A 25,231-nucleotide genomic window follows, 5' to 3' on the forward strand; every position below is an offset into this window, starting at 1 on the left:
TAATCTTTTTTTGATGTTTTTTTGTGTGTTTTTCTTAACTCTCTGATAACAAGGATTTAATATAGGAAAGTTTTTTTAGGGGTTGCCGTAAGGAACGCGAAGCAAGCGCGAAGGTCGCGAAGTGGATTGTTTGAATGTTGAATAACGATTAACGAATTTTGAATAGTGAAGTTTTCAAATATTGTGGTTACATCCCCTAGCCCCATTCGAAGGAGGAAATCTTATACATATATAATAGTGGATTCCGTTTTCAGTTGTGGGCTTAACTGCGTTAAGCAAAAGCCTGCTCGCAGGAGATTCCTACTTCGGCGGAATGACACGCTTTGCGGGATTTCTCTTCTACGGAATGACAATTGCTCGCATGGCGAGGAAGGATTGCTCGCAGTCGCGAGGGATTAGTGCTCGCTTTGGGAGCCAGTGGAATAGTTATCTGGAATGCAAAACGTCTTGTTTAGCCCCGATGGGAACGGCATCCCACGCCTTAGCGTGGATATAGTGGACAGCGGGACTAGGAGTTTTATGGAATACTGAAGTGTGCTTCTGAAAATTATTTTGATTCTTCCTTAGTAGCAGCTTTGGCTTTGTTTATCCAAAAAATGTTTAACTTATCATAATCGATAGGTTTTGCCGCTTCTTGTTTAGTGAGTTGTCTTAAATCGAATGCAGCGGTTAGAATACCTTCTATATGGTAGTCTTCTTTGACTTCATAAGGACGGTATTCTGTTTTTAGGTTGATGCTAAATAATCTTGCAGTTGAATTTGCCCAGAAGGCTTTCCAACCGCTTTTGTATTCTTTAATTAGGTTATAGGTTGAAACTCCGGTTTGTCTGTTGATTAATTTGACCAAGATTTGACCGTCTTTGCGAGACAATTTTTTAAGTTTTGGTTCAAACTCTTCTTCTAAATATTTTTCAACTATTTTAAAATATTTCTTTTTCTCTCTATCGGTTTTTAATTTAGCCATTGTTGCATCCATTTGTGTTAACTTATCTGCAGTAAGTTTTGCATACGGATACACTCTAAAAATTCTACGCTTTAAAATTAGTTTTGCTTTTCGGTCTTCGTCATTGATTGAAGTAACTCCATCGGGCGAAACCACAATTTCTCTTAATTCCATAGAATAAATGATTGACGAGTCTTGAGCGGTCATGACTAATGTATCTTTTTCGGTTTGTGAAAAAGTGTTAAGACTAAAGAATAGTATTAAAAAGCCGGCGATTTTTATTTTACACATATTAAAATTACTTGTTTGAAAAATGTAATATCAAAAAGTAAACCAAAATTATTGAATTTATATGAAACTAATTAGACTTATTTATATTTTAGCAAAAAATTATAGTTACTATGAGTACAAAATCGATATTAAAGAAGTCGTCGATGACTTTTTTGGAAAATTATTTGAATAATGCTTCTCCAACAGGATACGAATCGGAAGGGCAAAAACTTTGGATGGACTATTTAAAACCATATGTTGATACCTTTATTACCGATACCTACGGAAGTGCTGTTGGAGTTATTAATCCCGACGCACCTTATAAAGTAATTATTGAAGGTCATGCCGATGAAATTTCGTGGTATGTGAATTACATTACCGATGACGGATTAATTTACGTGATTAGAAACGGAGGTTCGGATCATCAGATTGCGCCATCGAAGCGTGTGAACATTCATACGAAGAAAGGAATTGTGCGTGGTGTTTTTGGTTGGCCAGCGATTCATACTAGAGGAAGAAGCGGAAAAGCAGAAGAAACAGCAAAAATTGAAAACATATTTATCGATTGTGGTTGCTCCACGAAAGCTGAAGTAGAAGCTTTAGGCGTTCATGTGGGTTGTGTGATTACGTATCCAGACAATTTTGAGATTTTGAACCACGATAAATTTGTGTGTAGAGCCATTGATAACCGCATGGGTGGTTTTATGATTGCCGAAGTAGCGCGTTTATTAAAGGAGAACAAAAAGAAATTGCCTTTTGGATTGTACATCGTAAACTCGGTGCAGGAGGAAATTGGTTTGCGTGGTGCCGAAATGATTACCCAACGCATTAAACCGAACGTTGCCATAGTTACCGATGTTTGCCACGACACCACGACTCCAATGATTGACAAAAAAATTGAAGGTGATTTAAAAATGGGACGCGGACCGGTTATTGCGTACGCTCCTGCAACACAAAACGTGTTACGTGAAATGATTGTGGACACAGCGGTAGAAAACAAAATACCTTTCCAACGCCATGCGACTTCTAGAGTTACGGGAACCGATACCGATGCTTTTGCGTATAGCAATGGCGGAGTTGCCTCGGCTTTGATTTCGTTACCGTTGCGTTATATGCACACAACCGTAGAAATGGTACACCGCGACGACGTAGAAAATGTAATTAAATTGATTTACGAAACATTATTGAAAATTGAAAATAACGAAACGTTTAGTTATTTTAAATAATAGTTTTTTCTCATAAAATTTAAAAGTCCTCATTTTGGGGACTTTTTTTTGTAATTTAGCAATCAAAATCCGACAAATTAATTGCAATGGCAAATAAATACGTAGACTTTATTTCAGACGAACATCTTTTAAATTGTGTAGCGAATTTACACAAATCTTATTTGAAAGCCAAAAACAATGTGTCCAAAAAAAGTTTTTATTCAAATAAAGTAGATACAATAAAGTTAACTTTTGACTCCAAATTCAACAATATAGATGAAGAAGATTTAATACAATCAGAAATTCTTAGACAAATAGATAAGTCAATAAATAATTCTATTGGAACTTTCCATGAACAAGTTCTTGGCGGAATTAAAGGTTTTGAAGTAGGTAAACTAAGTGGCTTTGATATTAAAGCTAATGACAATACTCTTTTTGCCGATATTAAAAATAAACACAATACGATGAACAGTAGTTCTTCTGAAGCTTTATTTCAAAAATTAGCTCGTTATGCAGATGACTATAAAAAAGCTAAATGTTATTGGGTACAAATTTTAGCAAAGAATAGTTTCAATGAACATTGGAAAGGTGAAATCAACGGGAAAGAATATAGTCATTCAAGAGTTTTTAAAATTTCTGGCGATCAATTTTATGCATTACTTTCTGGTCAAGAAGATGCTCTTTTCAAGTTATATAAAGCTTTACCAAAAGCTATTGATGACTATTTAAAGTCATCAAAATCAGAAAATATTGAAAAAGAAAATTCTGCTTTAGAAGAAATTAATGCCGAAACGAAAAAATCAAAACGAACTATATTAAATCAAATAACTTTTGAAAATTATAGTTATTATCTTGGATTCAATAAATTGTAATATTCATTTAAAAACTTTATAATAGAATATCCCACTTCTCTTCCCAGATTTACAGGAACAGCATTTCCAATTTGCTTATATTGATGAGCTATTGAACCAGAGAATTCCCAATCATCTGGAAAAGTTTGAATTCTTGCATATTCACGAACTGTAAAGGGACGAGTTTCATCAGGGTGACAGCGTTCTGTTTGTTTTTGTGCTGGACTACAAGTTAATGTCAAACACGGTTCATCCCAACCAATTCGTCTTGCCATTCCTGTTTTTCCACCACCTAAATAAAAACTTGCTCCCATAAAATCTTTTTGAATTTCTAAAGGTAAATCTCTCCAGTAACCTTTCGGAGGAACTAAATCTAATACACTTTTTTTACTTTCAGGGTATTTAGCACCTGCTGATTTAGGAACATTTGAACTAAACAATTCTCCTTTTTTTAAAGCATCAGAAAGGTTATATATTTTCTTGTATGGTTTTGGATATTCATATTTCTGATTAATATCTTTTCTAATTCCTACCAATATTAATCTTTCCCTTTTTTGAGGTACTTTAAAATTAATAGCTTTTAAAACTTTTACAGGCATTACATTATATCCTATTTCATCTAAAATAGAAATCATTCCTTTTAAAGTTTTACCATTATCGTGATTTAAAAGACCTTTTACATTCTCTCCTATACATATTGGAGGGTTGACTTCCTTAACTACACGAGCAAATTCATAAAACAATGTTCCTCTTGCATCTTCAAAACCCAACCTTTTTCCAGCATAACTAAAAGCTTGACAAGGAAAACCACCAGTTACAACATCTACTTGATTGTGATATTCTGTAAAATTGAAATTTTTTATATCACCTTCAAGAACATTCCAATTAGGACGATTTTTTCTCAAAGTTTCACATGCATGCTTATCTATTTCATTTAATGCTACGCATTTCAACCCAGCTTTTTCCATACCAACTGCCAATCCTCCTGCTCCAGCAAAAAGTTCTAAAACATTATACTCGTAATTAGGAATAACAAAATTTGAAACTGTTTCCTTTATATCTGTTTGAAGAAATTCAGCGAATAAAGTTTCAACATCATTTCTGCGATAAACTCTATAATTACTCATAGGTTCTCGAACAGCAGTAAGTTTTCCTTCTTCATCCCATCGACGAAGTGTTTTAGTACTCTTGTTTAGCAATTTTGCTGTTTCTGAAATAGTTAAATATTCACTCATAACCAAATTATACAACATTAGACATTGGTTACAAATATAATGTAAAATATTTTAAATTTCAAAAATTAAAATTGAAAATTAAAACACAAAAAATCCCGCTTTCGCGGGATTTTCTATATCTTATCTATTCTGTAAATAACTCAAAACGTTTTTCTCAATTCGCTCGTTGATATTGGAAATATCCGCTTTTACGAATTTTTCTCCAATGATGTTTTCGAATAACTCAATGTAACGTTCTGAAACCGTTTCAATGTATTCGTCTGACATAAACGGAATTTGTTGTCCTTCTTTTCCTTGGAACCCGTTTTCAATTAACCAACGACGCACGAACTCTTTTGATAATTGTTTTTGTTCTTCGTTGTTGTTTTGTCTTTCTTGGTAGCCTTCTGCGTAGAAATAACGAGAAGAATCAGGTGTGTGGATTTCGTCGATTAATACGATTTGTCCGTCCTTTGTTTTCCCGAATTCGTATTTCGTATCTACTAAGATTAAACCACGAGATGCTGCAATTTCAGTTCCTCTTTGGTATAATGCTCTGGTGTATTTTTCTAAAATTAGGTAATCTTCTTCGGTTACAATTCCGTTGACTAAAATGGCTTCACGAGAAATGTCTTCGTCATGCGAACCGTTATCCGCTTTGGTTGTTGGCGTGATGATTGGTGTTGGGAATTTATCGTTTTCTTTTAAACCTTCTGGCATTTCTACACCGCAAAGGATTCTTCTTCCTGCTGCATATTCACGCGCTGCATGTCCTGATAAATAACCACGAATTACCATTTCTACTTTGAACGGCTCACATAAATGTCCTACCGCCACGTTTGGATCTGGAGTTGCAACTAACCAATTTGGTACAATATCAGACGTTAATTCCATGAACTTGGTAGCAATTTGATTCAGGATTTGTCCTTTGTAAGGAATTCCTTTTGGTAAAACCACATCAAATGCCGAAAGACGGTCGGTAGCAACCATCACTAATAAGTCATCATTGATATTGTAAACTTCTCTAACTTTTCCACGGTAAACCGATTTTTGACCTGGAAAATTGAAATTGGTAGTCGTAATTGTGTTCATTATGTTGTGTTGTTGTTTTATTCCGCTACGCTCCATACAGTTCGGCTCGCCTCGGGTGTGTTGAAGTGCAAAAGTAATTTGTTATGAAGAGATATACAAGAAAATTAGAAAATATAAAACCCATTGATTCAAACTAGTAATCAATGGGTTTTACGTTAAAATGTTTTCCTGTTATTATTTTTGGGCAACTATATTTTTTTCATTGCTTTTGATTGCTAATTGTGTTTCTTTTGCAGGAACTGGACCATAAGGCAAACGCAATCCAACATGTTCAGATGTGATGTTGCCTTGTGCATCTTTGTCGTCTGCTCTGTTGGCAACAATGTGCCAAGAGAATTTTGTGTTGCTTGTTCCGTTGGCTAATTCTTTTACTTTGAAGCCATTTTTAGATTTTTCGGTAACAAAAACGCCGTTGCAATCACCTTCTAATTGGATAAATACTTTCAACGGATGTTTGTCATCAATATATAAAGCTTCTTTTAAAATTTCATCAATTGGAACATAAACTTCCCCATTTACTAATTCGGCTGTTCCATAATCTTCAAATAAAATTTCGGGAGCTTCTGGCGAAAATAGTACACGTGGTTTATTTTCTTTATCCATAATCATGGTAGAATTGGTTCCGTTTCCAATGATTTTATAATTGGTTCCACCTGTACCCGTATTTGTAGCATTGTATTTTATTCCAACATAAGCATACGATTGACCTGCTCCAACACCACCATTAAAATAACCGCCATACAAACTTCTTCTATTGGCCAAAACGCCATTAGGAGAAATATTATCAATTCCAGCTATTTTAGCAAAAGCACTTGAATTTAAAGTCGCTACGTTATTATCGGAATCCAATCCAAAACCACCGGCACAATTGGTATAATAAGTTGCATTATTTGGATCACCAAAACCATTTGAACCATAAACACCCACAAAAGGTCCAGAACCTGCAACTCCAGCACCTGTGCTAGGAAAAATACTTGCCCCAGGACCAGCTCCACCTAAAATAGCCGTTCCGCCATTATTAACATTGGTTCCCCAAAAAGCGTTACCAATATTATCGTTATTAGCGCCATGAACCGCATCGTTTCCGGCTCCAGTAGTTGAAACATATAGTTTTGTAAATGCGTCGCCTGCAGAATTTATGGCAACATTTCCATCTGAGCGAACAACAGCTCGTTGAAGATTATTTGTTCTAAAAATTAAATTTTGATTGTCTGAAGTTCCAAGAAAATTTGTAGCAGGATTAGTTCCTGAATTTCCTAAAAGTGACCAATCTCTTCCACCAGTTCCGTCTAATGCTACCCATTGTGTTCCATCCCAAAAGTAAAAGCCTGGTGCAACATGTAATGGAGCTACTCCATTTGTAGCGGTATTGTAAACAAGTGTTCCATTTGCAAGCGCACCTCCTTGCGGGTTAACAACTGGTAGTGCAACATTTCGAGCAGTTAAAGCTACTCTGGAAACTAAGACACCTTGTGTATTTGAATTAATATCTAAAAATGCTTGTGGGGTTACGGTGCCAATACCCACTTGAGCGTTAATCGTACAGTAGCATAGTAACGCGATTAAGGTTAAGTAATTTTTTTTCATAAAATTGGGGAATTAAGTTCATTTTTTGTTTTTTAAGGTTTAATGAATCAAATTTAACATTTATTTACATTTTATATCGATAAAATAAACATTTTTTATTAATTAGTTTTAATTTTTAAATATTAAAAAATATTTTAACATAATTAATAATTTATTATCAAATCAAAAACAAATAACAACTTAACTTTTACGAAATTGTCATAAAAACAAAAAAAGAGATGATAAATCACCTCTTTTTTACAAAAATATTAACTATTAAATTAAAATCTAATATTGTAAGTAGCGCCAATTCCTACTGTTTGAATATCAAGATCATTTTCTGCAAATGTATTTTGATAAAAAGCAAAAATATTCCAATCGTTGTTATGGTATCCAATTTGAGGATTTACATATAATCCTCCATCATTGTTTTCTACTTTAGTTAAGAATCCGTAACCTAAATCAGCACCAAAAAACAAACCAGTTGGTGTAAAATAGTAACGTAAAAAAACCGCTGCTGGAATAAGTCCAAAATCATCCAACTCATCTTTTGCAAAAAAGTGATTGTACCCAGTAGCTAAACCTACTCCGAAATTAGGATTAATTAAATATTGTCCTCTTAAATCAACACCTAAAGTAAATGATGCAGCATCTCCAGCATCACCAACAGGAATACCTGCAGTTAAGCCTGCTTTTAACCATGAATTGTCTGTAGTAAATTCAACTTCTGTTTCTTGACTAAAAGCAAAGTTTAGTCCCAATAATCCGATAAATAAAAATAATTTTTTCATTTTTTTCTTTTGTTATTAAAATGCAAATTTGAGTCAATTCCTTGCAAAAAGGATTACAGAATTTCAGCAAAGTTTTACATATTTAAAAGAAAAAAGCTTTTCTTGGTAGAAAAGCTTCAATCAAATTATGGGTTAATCGTTATTCTCAATACTCTTATATGCATCGATTGTTTTAAATGTTAATCTAAAAATTGAAATAGATCTTACTTTAGAAATTTTCTACCTTCAACATTTTCCAAAATGCTCATTTGCTGAATTGCAATACGATTAAGTTTGATTAATCGTTCTTTCTGCAGAATATTTTCATCAATCAAAACGGCGTTTAAATTTTCCATATTACTCAAACAAATCAATTCATTAATAGTTGCATAATCACGCATATTCCCTTTTAAATCTGGATTTTGTTCACGCCATTCTTTAGCAGTTATACCAAAAAGTGCCACGTTCAACACATCGGCTTCATTAGCATAAACTAATGCAGTTTGTTGCATTGTTAATTCTTGTGGAATTAAATTTTGTTTAATGGCATCGGTATGAATGCGATAATTAATTTTTGCTAATTCTCTTTTTGCAGACCAACCAATTTGCTTTTGTTCTTCTTCTTTTAGGCGTTGAAACTCTTTAACTAAATAAAGTTCAAATTCAACAGAAATCCAACTTGCAAATTTAAAAGCGATATCTCTTTGTGCGTAAGTTCCGCCATACCTGCCTGATTTTGAAATAAATCCAACTGCATTGGTTGATGTTATCCATTTTTGAGGTGACATTGTAAAAGCGTTTAATCCAGCTTCTTTTTTAAACCCCTCGAATTCGAGGGGTTTAAAATTTGGATTGTGTATAACTTCCCAAAGACCTAAAAATTCAATGGTATTTCTATTTCGCATCCAATTACCGATAGCGGCACTAGGATCATCAGTTTTATATTTTGCAATGTCAGTGATTGAAATATAATCATTTTCACTACTCTTGATGATTGCTACCTGGGTTTCTTTTACGTTTATTTTAGCCATGTCCTTATGGATAAGAGATAATTTTAATCGTTTTGTTTCCTTGGTTTAAATAGCTGAATTATTCTAAAAAATTATTACTAACTATCCCATATTTAATTCCACATGCTTTCATAAAGTCTTTTATCAAATCTAACATTTTCTTTGCTTCTGGTAAGCTAGAAATTGTATTGATATTTATAATTGTTTTATCCATGGGCAATTGAGAAAAATGATGACATTCAAAACAGATCTCAAAATAAGAAACAACTTTATCCTCAGCATCCAAAAATAAAATTGCGTTTCTAGGTTCATAACAACCATATGCATAAAGAGTATAAGTTTCTGGCAACTTATCATATTTTAATTTATAATTAATCAAAATATGACTTAAGCTATCTATTTGATTTTGATTTAATTCAATCTTTTCAATTGCTATATACTTGTACTCTTGCTTAGGTAATTTATATGTTTTCACCACATTCAAACCCCAGCCAACTAAATCAACACTATCCTTTTTAAGCATATCATCTTCTTCATCTTCAAACACCGCATATGGACTAGGAAATGCAACTAAAACAACTTTTTTTGCTTCACTAAATGGAAATGTAGCTCTACGTTCTTCAACAGTTTTTTTTCCATACAAACCCCATTTTATTTTAGAGCTTTGAGAATAACTACTCAATCCTAGAAAAAGAAAAAACAATAATAAATATCGATTTCTAATCATTATTCTCAATACTCTTATATGCATCAATAATTTTCTTCACTAATCTGTGACGCACGATATCTTTATCATCTAAATAGATAATTCCTACGCCTTCTACATCTTTTAAAATCAGAATCGCTTCTTTTAAACCAGAAATCGTTCTTCGGGGTAAATCCACCTGACCTGGGTCGCCTGTAATCATAAATTTGGCATTTTTTCCCATACGCGTTAAGAACATTTTCATTTGGGAATGCGTGGTATTTTGTGCTTCATCCAAAATAACAAAGGCATTATCTAAGGTACGACCACGCATAAAAGCCAAGGGTGCTATTTGAATAATTCCTTTTAAAATATAATCTTCCAAGGTCTGTGGCGGTAACATATCGCGTAATGCATCATATAAAGGTTGCATGTAGGGATCTAGCTTTTCCTTCATATCTCCTGGAAGAAATCCTAAATTTTCACCTGCTTCTACCGCAGGACGCGTTAAAATAATTCGTTTGACTTGTTTCTCTTTCAAAGCTTTCACCGCCATAGCCACACCCGTGTAGGTTTTTCCTGTTCCGGCTGGACCGATAGCAAACACCATATCGTTTTTGTGAATGGTATCCACTAATTTTTGTTGATTAGGCGTCATCGCTTTAATTAGCTTACCTCCTATTCCATGCACTAAAATTTTATCTCTGTCGTGCATGTGTTCGGCGTCATGTTGATGACTTGTTTCTAAAACCCTCAAAATAACATTATCATCAATACTGTTGTAACGCGTAAAGTGATTCATTAATCTTCTGAAGCGATTTTCAAACTCATCCAAGATTTCAGGCTCACCATACGCTTTAAGAGTAGTTCCTCGTGCTACGATTTTAAGTTTTGGATAATACTTCTTAATGGATTCAAGATGAGCATCTTGTGCACCCCAAAACTCTTTTGGAGCGATGTCGGTTAATTCAATTACTCTTTCGTTCAAAGGCTTTCTTTTTTTAATTATTTTTGAAACGCTAAAATTATAGTAGCTTTGCAATCAAATTTAGTAAAAACTACTGTTGGATTTCAAATAAGTTATAAACAAAAAAATGTCAATAATTACGCTAATTACCGATTTTGGACACAAAGACTACTTCGTAGGTGCTTTGAAAGGCAAAATTCTGTCGGAACAAAAAGAGGCTGTTATTGTTGATATTTCGCACGAAATTGACTTATTCAACACATTAGAAGCAAGTTACTGTATTGAAGCCGCTTATTCTAATTTCCCAAAAGGAACTATTCATATTATAGGTGTCGATAGCGAACGCGTGGGCGATACCCAACATATTGCGATGCAATGGGACGACCATTACTTTATTTGTGCCGATAATGGCATCTTGAATACCTTAATTCAGAAAAAAATCCCACAGAAAATTGTTGCTATTACTATTCACGACCGATTGAATACCGATGTAAGTGATATGGATGTTTTTGCAGCCGTGGCTTGTCATATTTCGAGAGGTGGTTTGCTGAATGTAATTGGAAAGGAAATTCAATCCTTGAAATCAGTTAGTGTATTGACTTCATCTGTTTCCGATGATTTAGCCGAAATAAAAGGACAAATCGTGTATATCGATTCGTTTGGAAATTGCGTTACTAATATTTCGCAAAAGCAATTTAACGATACGGTTAGAGGTAGAAAATTTGAAATCATCATTAAAAATAAAAAGATAACCCGTTTACACAAAAGCTATTCCGATTTTCTAGTTTCTGATACGAAGCAACTGAAAGATTTAGAAGGCGACTTCTTGGCTTTGTTCAACGAAAATGGTTATTTAGAAATTGCTATTTACAAGAGTAATCCTAAAACAGTGGGTTCTGCAGCTACGTTATTAGGATTGCATTTTAGAGATAGTATTTCGGTAAAATTTAAATAAAACAAGACTATGTTCATAAGAATTGTAAAAATGCGTTTTCAAGAAGATAAAATCGAAGCTTTTTTAAATAATTTTGAAGAAGTGAAACACCACATACGAAACTTCGATGGAAACCGTTTCTTAGAATTGTATCAAGACAAAAACGACAAACGCATTTTCTTTACCTATAGTTATTGGGAAAACGAAGAAGCTTTAGAAAAGTATAGAAAATCGGCTTTGTTTGATGGCGTTTGGACTTATACCAAAACTTTATTTAGCGACAAACCTGAAGCTTGGAGTGTTGATAGATTAGTTACTTTGAGTTAGGAGTTAGGAGATGGAAGTTGGGAGAAAAACCTGAAACTTGAAACCTGAAACAAAAATAAAAAACAAATGAAAGCATTATTATTACGAGAAATAAAATCCTTTTTTGGTTCGCCGATTGGATATTTAGTCATCGGGATTTTTCTTTTACTCAACGGATTATTTCTTTGGGTTTTTGAAGGCGAATTCAACATATTAAACTCGGGTTTTGCCGATATGAGTCCGTTTTTCAAACTTGCTCCATGGATTTTAATTTTCTTAATTCCTGCCGTAACCATGCGCAGTTTTTCGGATGAGAAAAAACAAGGAACAATTGAGTTGTTGTTTACCAAACCGCTTTCTAATTGGGATATCGTAAATGGAAAATTCTTAGGCGCCTTAGTTTTAATCATTTTAGCGATTGTTCCTACTATTATTTATGTGTTGACAATTTCGCATTTTGGAAATCCGCAAGGCAATATTGACATGGGAAGTACACTTGGTTCGTATTTCGGATTGTTGTTCTTAATTGCAGCTTACACGGCGATTGGAATTTTTGCTTCTACTTTATCAGACAATCAAATTGTGGCATTCATTATTGCGGTTTTTTGTTGTTTCTTTTTCTATTTCGGATTTGATGGAATTGCTTCTTTCCTTGGAAATTACAGTTCAATGTTTGCTGCTTTAGGAATGGATTATCACTTTAAAAGTATGAGTCGCGGTGTATTAGACACGCGCGATATTGTGTACTTTGTGAGTGTGACGTTTTTATTTTTATCGGCAACGGTTTATCAACTTAAATCTTTGAAATGGTAATGAAGGAGAACAAATCAAAAGCTTTAAAGCAATTAGGAATTGTATTTTTAGCAATCATCGTTATCAATTTAATCAGCAACTTCTTTTTCAAGCGTTTCGACTTAACACAAGATAAACGTTATACCTTATCGGAGACCACTTTAAATATTATTGAAAGTGTGGATAGTCCGTTATATATTGAAGTGTATTTGGAAGGGAATTTTCCACCAGAATTCAAACGTTTACAAAACGAAACGAAACAACTTTTAGAAGAATTCACAGCTTATAATTCAAACATCATTTTCAACTTCAAAAATCCGATTGAAAAAGAGGAAACGCGAGTAGAAAAAATGAAAGAATTCTACGCGAAAGGTATGCAACCGTTAAGCATCACGGTAGAAGACAAAGGAAAACAATCGCAAGAAGTAGTTTTCCCTTGGGCACAAGCAACATATGGTGATAGATTCACGAAAGTGGCGTTATTGAAAAACTTAATGGGAGCTTCAACCGAGCAAAAAGTGATTAGTTCGGTGCAGCATTTGGAATTTGGTTTTGCGGAAGCTATCAATAAAATTTCGAAAGAAAAACAAAAGAAAATCGCCGTAATCAAAGGTAACGGAGAAGTGTTAGAACCTTTCATGGCCGATTTCTTAAGAACGGTTAAAGAAAGTTATTACATCGGACCTTTTACATTAGATTCAGTAGCAAAACAACCTACTCAAACTTTAGAAGCGCTTAAAAAATACGATTTAGCCGTAATTGCAAAACCAACAGAAACGTTCACTGAAGAAGAAAAACAAGTGTTAGACCAATTCATCATGAATGGTGGAAAAACCTTGTGGTTAGTTGATGCCGTTTCAGCTGATATGGACAGTTTGTACAACGAAACCGGTACGATTTTAGCATCGCAACGCGAATTGAATTTGACTGATATGTTCTTTAAATATGGTATCAGAATCAATCCGTTATTGGTAAAAGATGAATATGCAACGCCTATTAAATTAGCATCAGGAAATCAAGGAAGCGAAACCCAAATGCAAGAGTATACTTGGAAATTTGCTCCGTTTATCTATCCAACTTCTACCAACCCGATTGTGAAAAACATGGAAGGGATTAAGTTTGAATTTGCTTCTCCAATTGAAATCCTGAAAAACGATATCAAGAAAACGGTTTTATTGAGTTCGTCTGAATATTCGAAAACCATTGGAACACCTACACCTATTTCTTTAGAAATGGTAACTGAAGAAACCACGCCTGAAGAATACGAAGGTAAAGGCTTACTTCCAGTAGCTGTTTTAATGGAAGGAAAATTCAAATCGATGTATCAAAATCGCGTACTTCCTTTCAAAGATAATTCGTTCCAAGCGACTGGAAAAGACAATAAAATGATTGTGATTTCGGATGGAGATGTAATTAAAAACCAGTTAGACAAAGGCGTACCATTAGAATTAGGTTTCGACAAGTGGACGAATCAATTATATGGTAACAAAGAGTTCTTAATGAACTGCGTAAATTACCTTTTAGACGACAACGGACTTATTAACATCCGAAGCAAAGATGTTGATTTACCACTTTTAAACAAGGAAGAAGTGTATAAAAATTATACCATGGCACAAATGGTAACTGTCGGATTACCAATAGTTATTTTAGCTATCTTTGGGTTTTTATTCACTTTCTTACGCAAAAGAAAATACAGCCGTTAGTTGTTGATAATTTGTTTTTGCGTTTGAGTAGAATTAGAATATATTTGTGAAATATAAAATCTAACTAACGATTTTAAAATACAAGATGATGAAGTTTATAGTATCGAGTTCGTATTTATTAAAACAATTACAAGTTTTAGGTAGTGTTATCAACAGTAGCAATACTTTACCAATTCTTGACAATTTCCTTTTTGAATTAGACAATAATTTATTAAAAGTTTCTGCTTCAGATTTAGAAACCACCATGACTGCTACGTTAGAAATTGATTCTACAAGTCAAGGAAGTGTTGCTATTCCAGCTAAACTTTTGTTAGATATCTTAAAAACATTTCCAGAACAACCATTAACTTTTACCGTTGAAGACAATTCGACTGTAGAAATTAGTTCTAACTCTGGAAAATATGCAATTGCTTACGCACCAGGAGAAGAATTCCCTAAAGCCGTAGTTTTAGATGATCCTTCAAAAACATTAGTTCCTGCGGAAGTATTAGCAACTGCAGTAAGCAAAACAATCTTCGCTGCTGGAAACGATGATTTACGCCCTGTAATGAGTGGTGTTTTCTTCCAATTTTCACCAGAAGGATTAATTTTCGTAGCAACAGACGCTCACAAATTAGTAAAATATGCACGCACCGATGTAAAAGCATCTCAAGTAGCAGATTTTATTATGCCAAAGAAACCTTTAAACATTTTAAAAGGAATTTTAGGTGCATCTGATTCAGAAGTTTCAATCGAATATAACGATTCAAACGCGACGTTCTCTTTTGAGAATTATGTATTGACTTGTCGTTTAATCGATGGGAAATATCCAAACTACGAAGCGGTTATTCCAAAAGAAAATCCAAACAAGTTATTAATCAACAGAGTTCAGTTTTTAAACTCGGTTCGTCGTGTGGCTATCTTTGCTAACAAAACTACGCACCAAATTCGTTTAAAAATTGCAGGAACTGAATTGAATATATCAGCAGAAGATATCGATTATTCAAACAAAGCAGACGAGCGTTTAACTTGTGATTACCAAGGAGACGATATGCAAATCGGTTTCAACTCACGTTTCTTAACAGAAATGTTGAATAATTTATCAAGTGATGAAATCCAATTAGAAATGTCGATGCCAAACAGAGCTGGAATTTTAACTCCAGTAGACGGCTTAGATGAAGGCGAAACTGTTACTATGCTAGTAATGCCAGTAATGTTGAGCAACTAATTTACAATATTTGATTTTACAGTATTAAATCTGAAAATCTTATAACCAACCCTAACTAACTTTAAAAACCACTTAGCTTCGGCTTTAGTGGTTTTTTAATTTTTATTTAAACTCAAGGATTAAATTTAAACGCAAAGAGGCAAAGTTTTTTCGCAAAGAACGCAAAAGAAAACTCGGTGTAACTTAGCGCTAAACTTTGTGTGACTTTGTGCTACTAAAAAAACTTCCAACTTCTAACTTCTAACTTCTGACTTTAAATTATCTTTGCAGGATTAAATTTAGAATATGATTCCACAAGAAACCATAGTTGCGTTAGCTACACCGTCTGGAGCGGGTGCGATTGCTATTATTCGATTATCTGGTAGCGAGGCTATTACTATAGCGGCTGACGTGTTTCAATCGGTTTCTGGGAAGGATATTACGAAACAGAAGACGCATACGATTCATTTGGGACATATTGTCGAACCTTCGACTAGCTCAGGTCAGGCTGGAAAAGTGTATGACCAAGTGTTGCTTTCTATTTTCAAAGGGCCGAATTCGTATACGGGTGAACATGTGATTGAAATTTCGTGTCACGGTTCTACTTTTATTCAACAACAAATTATTCAATTATTGCTTCGTAGAGGCGCTAAAATGGCTCAGGCAGGTGAATTTACCTTGCGTGCTTTTTTAAACGGGAAATTGGACTTATCACAAGCTGAAGCGGTTGCTGATTTGATTGCTTCGGATAATGAAGCGAGTCACCAAATTGCGATGCAACAAATGCGTGGTGGTTTTAGTAACGAGATTGCCAAATTGCGTGAAGAATTACTGAATTTCGCTTCTTTAATCGAACTCGAATTAGACTTTGCGGAAGAAGATGTGGAATTTGCCGATAGAACCCAATTTCATGAATTGTTAGAACGTATCGAGTTTGTATTGAAACGCTTGATTGATTCGTTTGCGGTGGGTAACGTAATCAAAAACGGTATTCCTGTTGCGATTGTGGGTGAACCGAATGTTGGGAAATCGACCTTATTGAATGCTTTATTGAATGAAGAACGTGCTATTGTTTCTGACATTGCGGGAACCACTCGAGATACAATTGAAGACGAATTGGTTATCAATGGGATGAGTTTTCGATTTATTGATACGGCAGGGATTCGTGAAACGAAGGATGTGGTGGAAAGTATCGGGATTCAGAAGACGTTTGAAAAGATTGAGCAAGCGCAAGTAGTTCTATTTATTTTGGATGGAAGATGGATGATGGAAGCTGGAAGTTTAGAAGCGGTAAAAATTGAATTTGAAAAAATTAAAAACAAGTTTCCATTAAAACCTATAGTAGTCATTGCTAATAAATCTGATTTGCTTTCAGAGGAACAAAAAAACAATATTCAAGCTACCATTGACGATATACTTTTCCTAAGTGCCAAACAGAAAGTTGGTATTGACGAACTTAAAAATACGTTACTTTCTTTTGTAAATACGGGTGCACTGAGAAATAACGAAACGATTGTGACCAACACGCGCCATTATGACTCTTTATTAAAAGCTTTGGAAGAAATTCAGAAAGTGAAATGGGGATTAAATTCGGGGCTTTCTTCTGATTTGATGGCGATTGATATTCGCTCTGCCCTACACTATTTTGGGGAAATTACGGGGGAAGTTACCAATGATGAATTGCTCGGGAATATTTTTGCGAACTTCTGTATCGGGAAGTAAACACTAATGGATTCTCTCACACAAATCGTCCTAGGAATTGCCACAGCCGAATTGGTTGCTGGTAAAAAACTACAAAACAAAACCTTTTTGTATGGCGCAGTTTTGGGTACGATTCCCGATTTAGACATTTTAGTGGGAAAATTTTTAAGTGATGTTGAAGGAGTTGCCATTCACAGAGGTTTAAGTCATTCTCTACTATTTTTTATGTTTTTATCGCCAGTTTTGGGCTGGTTAATTTCCAAAATAGAAAAAGAAAAAATTAGTTTTAAAAGCGCTTCTTTATTGGCATTTTGGTGTTTGGTTACCCATGTGATTTTAGATTTATTTACCTCTTGGGGAACACAAATCCTTTGGCCTTTAGATTACCGATTTGCCTTAAAAACGATCTTTGTTATTGACCCATTGTACACAATTCCACTTTTGATTAGTTTGATTTTTGTTTGGAGAGACAAAGAGTTTTTAGTCAGAAGAAAATATCTTATTCGAGGTTTAGTGATGAGCTCCTCTTATTTACTTCTAACTTGTCTCTTGAAACTTTTTGCGATGCATCAATTCGAAAACGCCTTAGAAAATCAAAAATTGAATTATCAGGAATTAATTGTAAAACCAACGGCTTTCAATTGTATTCTTTGGAATGCGAATATTGCAACTTCAAAAGGCTATTATCTTGCTGATTATTCCCTATTTGATTCGCAACCTATTCGCTTTACTTTTTATTCAAAAAATAGGAAATTGGAAGAAAAATTGGTAAATTCATATGATTTTCAAAGTCTTAAGAAAATTAGCGAAGGTTGGTATTTAGTCACAGAAAAAAACCATCGCTTGTATTTTAATGATTTACGTTTTGGTTTATTGAATGATTCACCTGAAAATCCGCAATTTGCTTTTAGTTACCGAATGATTCCAATGTCTGATGGAATATATTGGGCTGAGGAAGTTCCAAAAGCCAAAAGAGATGGAAAAGCATTGCTAGAAAAGATTTTTACACGATTAAAAGGAAATTAATATATGGCAAAATATTCGGTAGTTTTTCATCCTTCTGAAACCGTTATTGAAGCGGTTAAAGAGCTCAAGGAACAATTGAGTGCTAAAATTGGATGGTATCCGAGTAAGAATTCTTTAGCGCACGTGACTATTTGTGAATTTGAATACGAACTAGCTACGTACGAAAATATAAAATCCCGAATCACAACGTTTTGTAGTTATCAAAATCCTTTTGATGTTACTTTTAACGCATTTGAAAACTTTACTAACGGTGCCTTTTTTATTGCTCCCGATACCGAAAGTAAAAACAAAATGGCTGAAATAATGAAAGAAATTCCCAAACAAATTCAATTTCCCGTGAGTCATAAAAGTACTGAACCACATATTTCAATTGGAAGACAACTTAGTGCTCAACAGCTTAAAGAAGCATACAATTTGTTTCAAAAAATTAACTTAAATTTTACTTGCGAAGGTATAACGATTCGTGTTTTTAATCCCGAAAGAAAACAATATGATGTGTTAGAAACGATTCCTTTTCTAAGTGAAATGGAACCTGAAAAAGAACAATTGACTCTGTTTTAAACTACTCTTTTGTACTCATTTTTATCTGCAAATGATTCAGTAATACTTGATATTTACTGATTTCTCTCAAAACTACTTCATCTTCAGTAGCATCTATCATATAGTCTAAATCATCACTCACTTCAATTAATTTAATACTGGCTTCCGAAAAATTCTTAATCGCCATGTTATCAATAATCAATTGAATATCTTTTTTTATTTCTGAAAATCTATCTTCCATTTCTATTTTATTTTCCTCTTAACAGATTAATACTTACCGTTGCATAATCGGTTTCGGGATATTTTTTAAAGTAGTTGACATCCGAATGCAATCCTGCTTCAGCAGCTATTTTTTGTAACACCTTAATTTCTAAAATAAATTGATCCGAAAATCCATGCGTTGCATCATAAGCTGTTGCTGCTGTTTTTCCGATATTTTGAGAGGTTAATTCGGTTGCTACCGTATGCAATTCAATAATTAAGAGTCCAAATTTACGAACATACGGACTCCATTTCATAAAATGCTCCAACAAATTATCTTCCACATCATTATTTGAGATTCGAACGCCTCGATGAGCAAAAGCTCCTGTAGAAGTACTTACTCTATTTTTTGTTTTATTTTTCGGGTCTTCCCAAATGCGATTGTGGTCTAAAAATGTTCTCACATTCAACAAATCTTTCAAATCGATGTTGTAATTCTCTTGCAAATCGCTATTCAATAAATCCGGATTTCCGATGTCGCCCCAAATGACTTTTGCCCAAATATCCGCTTTAATCAAATTCGCTCTAGTGACTTTCAAGGCCGCTTGATTGTAATCGGCTCCAACCAAAAACAATGGGTAATCATCTAACATTTTACCTCGCAAAGTTTGACGTTCGATGACCTCAAAAATATGTTGCAAAAAGGCGCCATTTCCGCAACCCATATCTAAAATCCCTTTTGGTTGTTCGGCAATGGGTTTATTAAAAAGTTCGATGATAATGTCGTCAATTACTTTGAAATACGTTGCATGCGCACCACCACTTCCCCAAACGTTCATTTCGCGATTAACGTGAATTTCATCTTCGTTTTTAGCGATATTTCTTAACTCACTCGCATTTCCAAACAACAAACTGTCAATATGTTTGAACATCGGAAGATAGGAAACCGTTACACCATAAGCCGAAGCCCGTTTGGCAAAGAAAAAACCATCTTCGGTAAATTGATAATTGTCGTTCTTTTTGGAAAACCATCCCAAATGCACAAAGAAATCCAGAATTTTAGCAAATGCTTCGGGATGTTTGTGAAATTCATCCGCACGAAACGAACTTTCCATGAAATATTTGTGAAACATGCCCGTCATTCCTAAATTGACAACAATTGGTCCTACCAAATAGCCTTCAATATGAGTTAGCATTTGCTCTTGAATTGCTCTTAAATGTTCGGATTCTTCAAAATGTATGTGATAATTTTCGGTAAATTTCTTTAAAATTGGTTCCAATAACGCAATTGAATCCGAATCCATTTTGTTCGCTGTAAATACCGAAGTTTGAGTCAAAAGTTGGAACGTATCTTCGTAAATAGAAACAAGCGAAAAAGCAAATTCGCTGATTGGCAAAGTTGAAATCGTAACGCTTCCCGATGTATTATCTACTTCGTATTTTAAAAAACCCTGCGATGCCAAAACGCGTAATGCGACATTTAAATAGCCTTCGTTTGCTTTAAATTCTTTTGATAATTGAGAGAAAATCGTGTTTTTTTCTTTTAAAAGATGGGCTAAAATTCCTTTTTTGAGTAAAGAATAAGCGACAGGAACAACAACTAATCCGTCTAAATGTCTGAAAATGGCTTCGCGTAATTGGTTTCGTTTCATCATAAATCGAGTGGTTTATTCTCAAATTTATGAAAATTCTGATTCAATTTACAATAAACTTCTTTTTATCTCGGCAAAAGAAGTGGAAGTTTGGATAAGTTTTAAAATAATTTCTTTTCGAAGTACTTCCAAATCATCAAAATCTAAATATTTCGCCCAAGTATCCGATTCCAAAATTTCTTTTATTTGTCGGATGACTTTTGCGGTTTCGGAAGCATTTCGTAAAACAGCTTTTCCGTCGTAGTTAGGATTGTATTTGTGTTGAAACGTTACTTCTTTAGTATCGAAATTTACATCTACATAAAAAAAGTTTTCAGTTTCATTATTTGGATAAAAATCAGTCCATTTGGCATAACCAATTCGATTTTGACTATTATTGATTTTTGAAGTTGACCTTGAATTTAAACGCCATCTACAATTTGCAGCTCTTCCCCAATGATTCGAAATACGATAAACGCCTTCCTCCGTAAAACAATATCCACTACCCGATTTGCTTTTGTAATGCCAATCGATATTAGGAATCGTAGCTACATCAACTTCTATAAACTCGCAAAAAGTGTTTTTATGGAAATTGGTTTTATTGTATTTTTTTAAGGTCATAAAGCGTAAATTCGATTTCTTTGTAACAAAAGTAACATTTGATTTTTAAAGAATCATCGTATCTTTACAAAAAGGATTACAAATGAGAGATATTTTAAATCAGGCATACAGCTATATTTTTGAGGAAGCTTTATTAGACGAAATTGCGAAAGTAGCGATTTACAAAGAATTTAAAGCCGATGATTACCTAATTGAAATTGGTGATTACATTAAAACTATGCCACTTCTATTAACAGGAGCGATTAAAATATTGAGAGAAGATGAAAATGGTGATGAATTATTATTATATTTCTTAGAACGTGGCGATACTTGTGCCATGACATTAACCTGTTGCATGGGACAATCGAAAAGTCGTATTCGAGCTATTGCCGAAACCGATGGCGCGATGCTAATGATTCCTGTTGAAAAAATGGAAGAATGGTTGACAAAATACAAAACGTGGAGAAACTTCGTTTTTGATAGCTACAATGTCCGTTTGAACGAGATGTTAGAAGCTATTGACACCTTGGCTTTCATGAATTTAGACGAACGTTTATACAAATATTTAACTGATAAAGCGAAAGTAATTGGGGATACCGAAATCAAAAATACGCATCAAGAAATTGCTTACGAAATGCATACTTCTCGAGTAGTAATTTCTAGATTATTGAAAGCGTTAGAATTGAAAGGAAAAATCAAATTACACCGAAATAAAATAGAAATCCTTCAATTCTAATGGAGATTTTAGGCTATGTTGGCGCATTATTTATTGGATTAGTTTTAGGACTAACAGGAGGTGGTGGCTCTATTTTGACAGTACCCATTTTAGTGTATTTAATGAGTATAAGTCCTGTTACAGCAACAGCTTATTCGTTATTTATCGTAGGAACAACTTCAACATTTGGCGCGATTCAAAACTACCGAAAAAACTTAGTTGACATCAAAAACGGATTCATTTTTGCTATTCCGTCTTTCATAGCAGTTTACTTAACTCGAAAATTTATAGTTCCAAGAATTCCTGAAATCATTATTGAATCACCAATTCTCATCACGAAAAACACGTTTTTAATGCTTTTTTTTGCTGTTATTATGATTTTTGGAGCACTTTCGGTATTGAAAAAGAAAAGTCAAGACCCCAATAACGAAGAAAAAAGAAATCTCATTCTAATTGGAATTCAAACCTTCACTATTGGAATTATAATAGGATTAGTAGGAGCTGGTGGCGGATTTTTAATAATCCCATCGTTAATTTTGTTTGCTAAATTACCAATGCGAAAAGCTGTTGGAACTTCATTATTCATCATCACCATGAACTCATTAGTAGGATTTATCGGTGATGTGCAGAACTTGGTAATCGATTGGACATTTTTGTTAACGTTTTCGGCTATTTCGGTAGTTGGAATATTTATTGGAATGTACCTCACAAAATACACGAATGAAAGCCAATTGAAGAAGATTTTTGCTTACTTTGTATTGGTAATGGCTGCCATTATCTTGTTAAAAGAAATGTAAATGTAACTTTGGGTACAGAAGAAATAAAATTTAGAACGTAAATTTGTAAAAAATATAGAGTTATGAAAATCGAACAAATATATACAGGATGCATTGCGCACGCAGCGTATTACATTGAAAGTAATGGTGAAGCTGCAATTGTAGATCCATTAAGAGAAGTACAACCTTATATCGAAAAAGCGGATAAAGACAACGCCAAAATCAAGTACATTTTTGAAACGCATTTTCATGCGGATTTCGTTTCGGGACATTTAGATTTGGCTAAGAAAACTGGAGCTTCAATTGTTTATGGACCAACAGCGAAACCAAATTTTGAATGTATTGTTGCTACAGATAGACAAGAATTTAAAGTGGGTGGTGTTACGATTAAGGCGATTCACACACCTGGACACACTTTAGAAAGTACGTGTTATTTGGTTACCGATGAAGCTGGAAAACAACATGGAATTATCACGGGAGACACTTTGTTTATAGGTGATGTGGGTCGCCCAGATTTAGCACAAGAATTGGTAGAAGATTTGACGCAAGAAATCTTAGCTGGTTATTTATTTGATTCACTTCGCAATAAAATTATGCCGTTGAGCGATGATTTAATTGTGTATCCAAATCACGGTGCAGGAAGTGCTTGTGGAAAAAACATGAGTAAAGAAACAACTGATACATTAGGTAATCAAAAGAAAGTGAATTATGCGTTGAGAGCTGATATGACCAAAGAAGAATTCATTAAAGAATTGTTAGATGGATTAACGCCTCCTCCGGCTTATTTCCCACAGAATGTATTAATGAACATTCAAGGATATGAAAGTTTAGATGCAGTGATGTCAAAAGCAGAAACGCCGTTGCATCCAAAAGAATTTGAAGCGGTTGCCAATCAAACTGATGCTTTGGTTTTAGATGTTAGAAACGAGAATGATTTCGTAAAAGAACATGTTCCAGGTTCCATTTTCATTGGATTACACGGACAATTTGCTCCTTGGGTAGGCGCATTAATTAGAGATACCAAACAACCAATTTTATTAATTACACCTGAAGGAAAAGAAGTAGAAACCATCACTAGATTATCTCGTGTAGGGTTTGATAACACCTTAGGCTTCTTATTAGGCGGAATCGAAGCATGGAAAGCCGCAGGTTACGAAACGGATAGTATTGAATCGATTTCTCCAGAAATTTTCGCAACACAATACGAAACCGCTCCAGTTATCGACTCAAGAAAACCAGGAGAATTTAATGCTGAACATGTAGTAAACGCTAAAAACATACCATTAGATTACGTTAACAAACAATTAGCAGAAGTACCAAAAGACGAGAAATTTTTTATTCATTGTGCTGGTGGCTATCGTTCGGTAATTATGTCGTCTATTTTAAAAGCAAGAGGCTACCACAACATGATTAACGTAGAAAAAGGAATTGCAGGAATTAGAAATACAAATGTACCTCTGACAGCCTTTGTTTGCCCATCTACACTTAAATAATTTCTATAAAACTAAAATAAAAGTCCGACTTCAACAAGTCGGACTTTTATTATTTTTTCTTTATTGGAATCCAAATTTCTTCTTCAGAATCTGGACTATTGTTCTTGTATTTTTCACCTAGAATTTCAAACTGTGGACGATTTTCTAATTCGTAATCAGAATTTGGTAACCATTCGGTATAAATTGAATTAAAGAATGCAGCTATACCGCTTTGATCTCCTTTGTAAATGAAAACAGCATACAAACCTTCTTTAATTACAAATGTTTCCATCCCATCAGGAATAAAATCAAACGATGAAACGGCAACCGCAGCCCATTTTACAAAAGGTGTGTTTGAATGAAAATCAAAATTTTCAGGGTTAATCTGAATGTTGAATAATTCTGATCCAATTGTATTTTGAATTTCTTTTCGTCTTGGCATAAAACTTCTCCACAATTCAAATGCACGATAATCAGCATAAGTAAATGAAAGGTTTTTACCAATGAATTTTGTGGTTGGAAAGATTTTAATTTCTATTTTCATTGAGATATGGTGACACATATGATATTAAACTTCCTGCGTAGGTTGCACCTATATAACCATAACCTTTTAAATAATAAAATTTAAAAATATTATTTGAATACTTTGCCTCCATTACCAAAAGATTAATGTATTTACAAAATGGTGTTTTCAACGTTCCTTCTCTGGTTAAAATCTCATATACTCCTTTCTCATCGCTTGTCCATTTCATCTTCTTTGGATCATATCGCAAAAATTCCGAATTAGAATCTTCATCGTATTGGTATACAATACCATTTTCTTCTCTTAAAAACAAAACATCAATATTGCCATTCTCCCACCTTTGTTCAAACTTTTGATATGTTTTATTTCCAATATAAGCATTGTCCACTTTCTTTTCTGTATAAAAAGTATTTGCCCAATAAATCTTTTTTTCAACTATATTTAAAGGAAAATAGGTGTCATTTTCATTTCCTTGACAAAAACTTTGCCCTTCAACTTGACTATACAATTTGATAAAACCGAAAAAAACAAGAAAAATAATTTTCTTCATAG

The 25,231-nt window shown here is 34.0% G+C and carries 26 protein-coding genes; 13 read left to right on the top strand and 13 right to left on the bottom strand.

All coding sequences use genetic code 11. The annotated features are described in order from the left end of the window. Window positions 1-547 precede the first annotated feature (547 nt). Window positions 548-1,234, bottom strand: a complete 687-nt coding sequence (locus M9Q43_RS05840; protein ID WP_262318027.1) for a DUF4294 domain-containing protein — start codon at window positions 1,232-1,234, stop codon at window positions 548-550. Window positions 1,235-1,344: 110 nt separating this feature from the next. Between M9Q43_RS05840 and M9Q43_RS05845 the strand changes: the two genes are divergently transcribed. Together M9Q43_RS05845 and M9Q43_RS05850 are read left to right on the top strand one after the other, a co-directional pair. Then, window positions 1,345-2,439 carry a M42 family metallopeptidase gene (locus tag M9Q43_RS05845; RefSeq protein ID WP_262318028.1) on the top strand — a complete coding sequence of 365 codons (1,095 nt, stop codon included), beginning with the start codon at window positions 1,345-1,347 and terminating at the stop codon, window positions 2,437-2,439. An 86-nt stretch (window positions 2,440-2,525) separates the two neighbouring features. After that, window positions 2,526-3,290: an Eco47II family restriction endonuclease gene (locus M9Q43_RS05850; RefSeq protein ID WP_262318029.1), complete on the top strand. Its 765-nt coding sequence runs from the start codon at window positions 2,526-2,528 to the stop codon at window positions 3,288-3,290. On the opposite strand, the gene dcm is transcribed toward M9Q43_RS05850, so the two are convergent. The 7 genes from dcm to M9Q43_RS05885 all read right to left on the bottom strand — a co-directional run bounded on the left by dcm (window position 3,266) and on the right by M9Q43_RS05885 (window position 10,594). Then, on the bottom strand, window positions 3,266-4,504 hold the full coding sequence (gene dcm / locus M9Q43_RS05855; protein ID WP_408611244.1) for a DNA (cytosine-5-)-methyltransferase: 1,239 nt from the start codon (window positions 4,502-4,504) through the stop codon (window positions 3,266-3,268). The two genes, M9Q43_RS05850 and dcm, sit on opposite strands and share 25 nt — an antisense overlap. A gap of 120 nt (window positions 4,505-4,624) precedes the next feature. After that, on the bottom strand, window positions 4,625-5,575 hold the full coding sequence (locus M9Q43_RS05860; protein ID WP_262318030.1) for a phosphoribosylaminoimidazolesuccinocarboxamide synthase: 951 nt from the start codon (window positions 5,573-5,575) through the stop codon (window positions 4,625-4,627). Between the two features lie 174 nt (window positions 5,576-5,749). Next, window positions 5,750-7,162: a hypothetical protein gene (locus M9Q43_RS05865; RefSeq protein WP_262318031.1), complete on the bottom strand. Its 1,413-nt coding sequence runs from the start codon at window positions 7,160-7,162 to the stop codon at window positions 5,750-5,752. Between the two features lie 260 nt (window positions 7,163-7,422). Then, a complete protein-coding gene (locus M9Q43_RS05870) occupies window positions 7,423-7,932 on the bottom strand; it encodes a hypothetical protein (RefSeq protein ID WP_262318032.1) in 510 nt (169 codons plus the stop codon). Window positions 7,933-8,135: 203 nt separating this feature from the next. Continuing rightward, the gene (locus tag M9Q43_RS05875; protein WP_262318033.1) at window positions 8,136-8,942 is read right to left on the bottom strand and encodes a KilA-N domain-containing protein; all 807 of its coding nucleotides are present in this window, start codon (window positions 8,940-8,942) and stop codon (window positions 8,136-8,138) included. 58 nt (window positions 8,943-9,000) lie between these two features. Continuing rightward, window positions 9,001-9,564: a hypothetical protein gene (locus M9Q43_RS05880; RefSeq protein ID WP_262318034.1), complete on the bottom strand. Its 564-nt coding sequence runs from the start codon at window positions 9,562-9,564 to the stop codon at window positions 9,001-9,003. Between the two features lie 76 nt (window positions 9,565-9,640). Beyond that, window positions 9,641-10,594, bottom strand: a complete 954-nt coding sequence (locus M9Q43_RS05885) for a PhoH family protein (RefSeq protein WP_262318035.1) — start codon at window positions 10,592-10,594, stop codon at window positions 9,641-9,643. Between the two features lie 106 nt (window positions 10,595-10,700). Here M9Q43_RS05885 and M9Q43_RS05890 point away from each other — a divergent pair, with 106 nt between their 5' ends. From M9Q43_RS05890 to M9Q43_RS05925, 8 genes are all read left to right on the top strand, one after another. Beyond that, window positions 10,701-11,528: an SAM hydrolase/SAM-dependent halogenase family protein gene (locus M9Q43_RS05890; RefSeq protein ID WP_262318036.1), complete on the top strand. Its 828-nt coding sequence runs from the start codon at window positions 10,701-10,703 to the stop codon at window positions 11,526-11,528. Between the two features lie 9 nt (window positions 11,529-11,537). Then, window positions 11,538-11,834, top strand: a complete 297-nt coding sequence (locus M9Q43_RS05895; protein ID WP_262318037.1) for a putative quinol monooxygenase — start codon at window positions 11,538-11,540, stop codon at window positions 11,832-11,834. 66 nt (window positions 11,835-11,900) lie between these two features. Then, complete coding sequence (gldF, locus tag M9Q43_RS05900) at window positions 11,901-12,626, top strand: gliding motility-associated ABC transporter permease subunit GldF (protein WP_133610940.1); 726 nt, start codon at window positions 11,901-11,903, stop codon at window positions 12,624-12,626. Then, a complete protein-coding gene (gene gldG, locus M9Q43_RS05905; RefSeq protein ID WP_408611245.1) occupies window positions 12,626-14,308 on the top strand; it encodes a gliding motility-associated ABC transporter substrate-binding protein GldG in 1,683 nt (560 codons plus the stop codon). The genes gldF and gldG overlap by 1 nt, the downstream gene beginning before the upstream one ends. 88 nt (window positions 14,309-14,396) lie before the next feature. Further along, the gene (gene dnaN, locus M9Q43_RS05910) at window positions 14,397-15,515 is read left to right on the top strand and encodes a DNA polymerase III subunit beta (RefSeq protein WP_262318039.1); all 1,119 of its coding nucleotides are present in this window, start codon (window positions 14,397-14,399) and stop codon (window positions 15,513-15,515) included. Between the two features lie 285 nt (window positions 15,516-15,800). Beyond that, on the top strand, window positions 15,801-17,216 hold the full coding sequence (mnmE, locus tag M9Q43_RS05915; RefSeq protein WP_262318040.1) for a tRNA uridine-5-carboxymethylaminomethyl(34) synthesis GTPase MnmE: 1,416 nt from the start codon (window positions 15,801-15,803) through the stop codon (window positions 17,214-17,216). 6 nt (window positions 17,217-17,222) lie between these two features. Further along, window positions 17,223-18,221 (top strand): metal-dependent hydrolase, encoded by a 999-nt coding sequence (locus tag M9Q43_RS05920; RefSeq protein WP_262318041.1) that lies wholly within the window; start codon window positions 17,223-17,225, stop codon window positions 18,219-18,221. 3 nt (window positions 18,222-18,224) lie between these two features. Continuing rightward, the gene (locus M9Q43_RS05925) at window positions 18,225-18,782 is read left to right on the top strand and encodes a 2'-5' RNA ligase family protein (protein WP_262318042.1); all 558 of its coding nucleotides are present in this window, start codon (window positions 18,225-18,227) and stop codon (window positions 18,780-18,782) included. Window position 18,783: 1 nt separating this feature from the next. On the opposite strand, the gene M9Q43_RS05930 is transcribed toward M9Q43_RS05925, so the two are convergent. Genes M9Q43_RS05930 through M9Q43_RS05940 form a run of 3 tightly spaced genes read right to left on the bottom strand, consistent with a single transcriptional unit; the run spans window position 18,784 to window position 21,214 of the window. Next, window positions 18,784-19,002 carry a hypothetical protein gene (locus M9Q43_RS05930; protein ID WP_262318043.1) on the bottom strand — a complete coding sequence of 73 codons (219 nt, stop codon included), beginning with the start codon at window positions 19,000-19,002 and terminating at the stop codon, window positions 18,784-18,786. A 7-nt stretch (window positions 19,003-19,009) separates the two neighbouring features. Beyond that, window positions 19,010-20,617 carry a class I SAM-dependent methyltransferase gene (locus M9Q43_RS05935; RefSeq protein WP_262318044.1) on the bottom strand — a complete coding sequence of 536 codons (1,608 nt, stop codon included), beginning with the start codon at window positions 20,615-20,617 and terminating at the stop codon, window positions 19,010-19,012. Between the two features lie 45 nt (window positions 20,618-20,662). Beyond that, complete coding sequence (locus M9Q43_RS05940; RefSeq protein ID WP_262318045.1) at window positions 20,663-21,214, bottom strand: hypothetical protein; 552 nt, start codon at window positions 21,212-21,214, stop codon at window positions 20,663-20,665. A gap of 82 nt (window positions 21,215-21,296) precedes the next feature. Here M9Q43_RS05940 and M9Q43_RS05945 point away from each other — a divergent pair, with 82 nt between their 5' ends. The 3 genes from M9Q43_RS05945 (at window position 21,297) to M9Q43_RS05955 (ending at window position 24,177) form a co-directional block, all read left to right on the top strand. Beyond that, window positions 21,297-21,929 (top strand): Crp/Fnr family transcriptional regulator, encoded by a 633-nt coding sequence (locus M9Q43_RS05945; protein ID WP_262318046.1) that lies wholly within the window; start codon window positions 21,297-21,299, stop codon window positions 21,927-21,929. Next, entirely contained in the window at window positions 21,929-22,705 is a 777-nt protein-coding gene (locus M9Q43_RS05950) for a sulfite exporter TauE/SafE family protein (protein ID WP_262318047.1), read from the top strand. Before M9Q43_RS05945 ends, M9Q43_RS05950 begins: the two co-directional genes overlap by 1 nt. A 62-nt stretch (window positions 22,706-22,767) precedes the next feature. Next, window positions 22,768-24,177, top strand: a complete 1,410-nt coding sequence (locus M9Q43_RS05955) for an MBL fold metallo-hydrolase (protein WP_262318048.1) — start codon at window positions 22,768-22,770, stop codon at window positions 24,175-24,177. 49 nt (window positions 24,178-24,226) lie between these two features. On the opposite strand, the gene M9Q43_RS05960 is transcribed toward M9Q43_RS05955, so the two are convergent. Together M9Q43_RS05960 and M9Q43_RS05965 are read right to left on the bottom strand one after the other, a co-directional pair. Then, a complete protein-coding gene (locus M9Q43_RS05960) occupies window positions 24,227-24,700 on the bottom strand; it encodes a GyrI-like domain-containing protein (RefSeq protein WP_262318049.1) in 474 nt (157 codons plus the stop codon). After that, window positions 24,684-25,229: a hypothetical protein gene (locus M9Q43_RS05965; protein ID WP_262318050.1), complete on the bottom strand. Its 546-nt coding sequence runs from the start codon at window positions 25,227-25,229 to the stop codon at window positions 24,684-24,686. Before M9Q43_RS05965 ends, M9Q43_RS05960 begins: the two co-directional genes overlap by 17 nt. Between the last annotated feature and the right edge of the window lie 2 nt (window positions 25,230-25,231).

It is taken from the genome of Flavobacterium odoriferum (assembly GCF_025499515.1).
GTDB classification, from domain to species: domain Bacteria; phylum Bacteroidota; class Bacteroidia; order Flavobacteriales; family Flavobacteriaceae; genus Flavobacterium; species Flavobacterium odoriferum.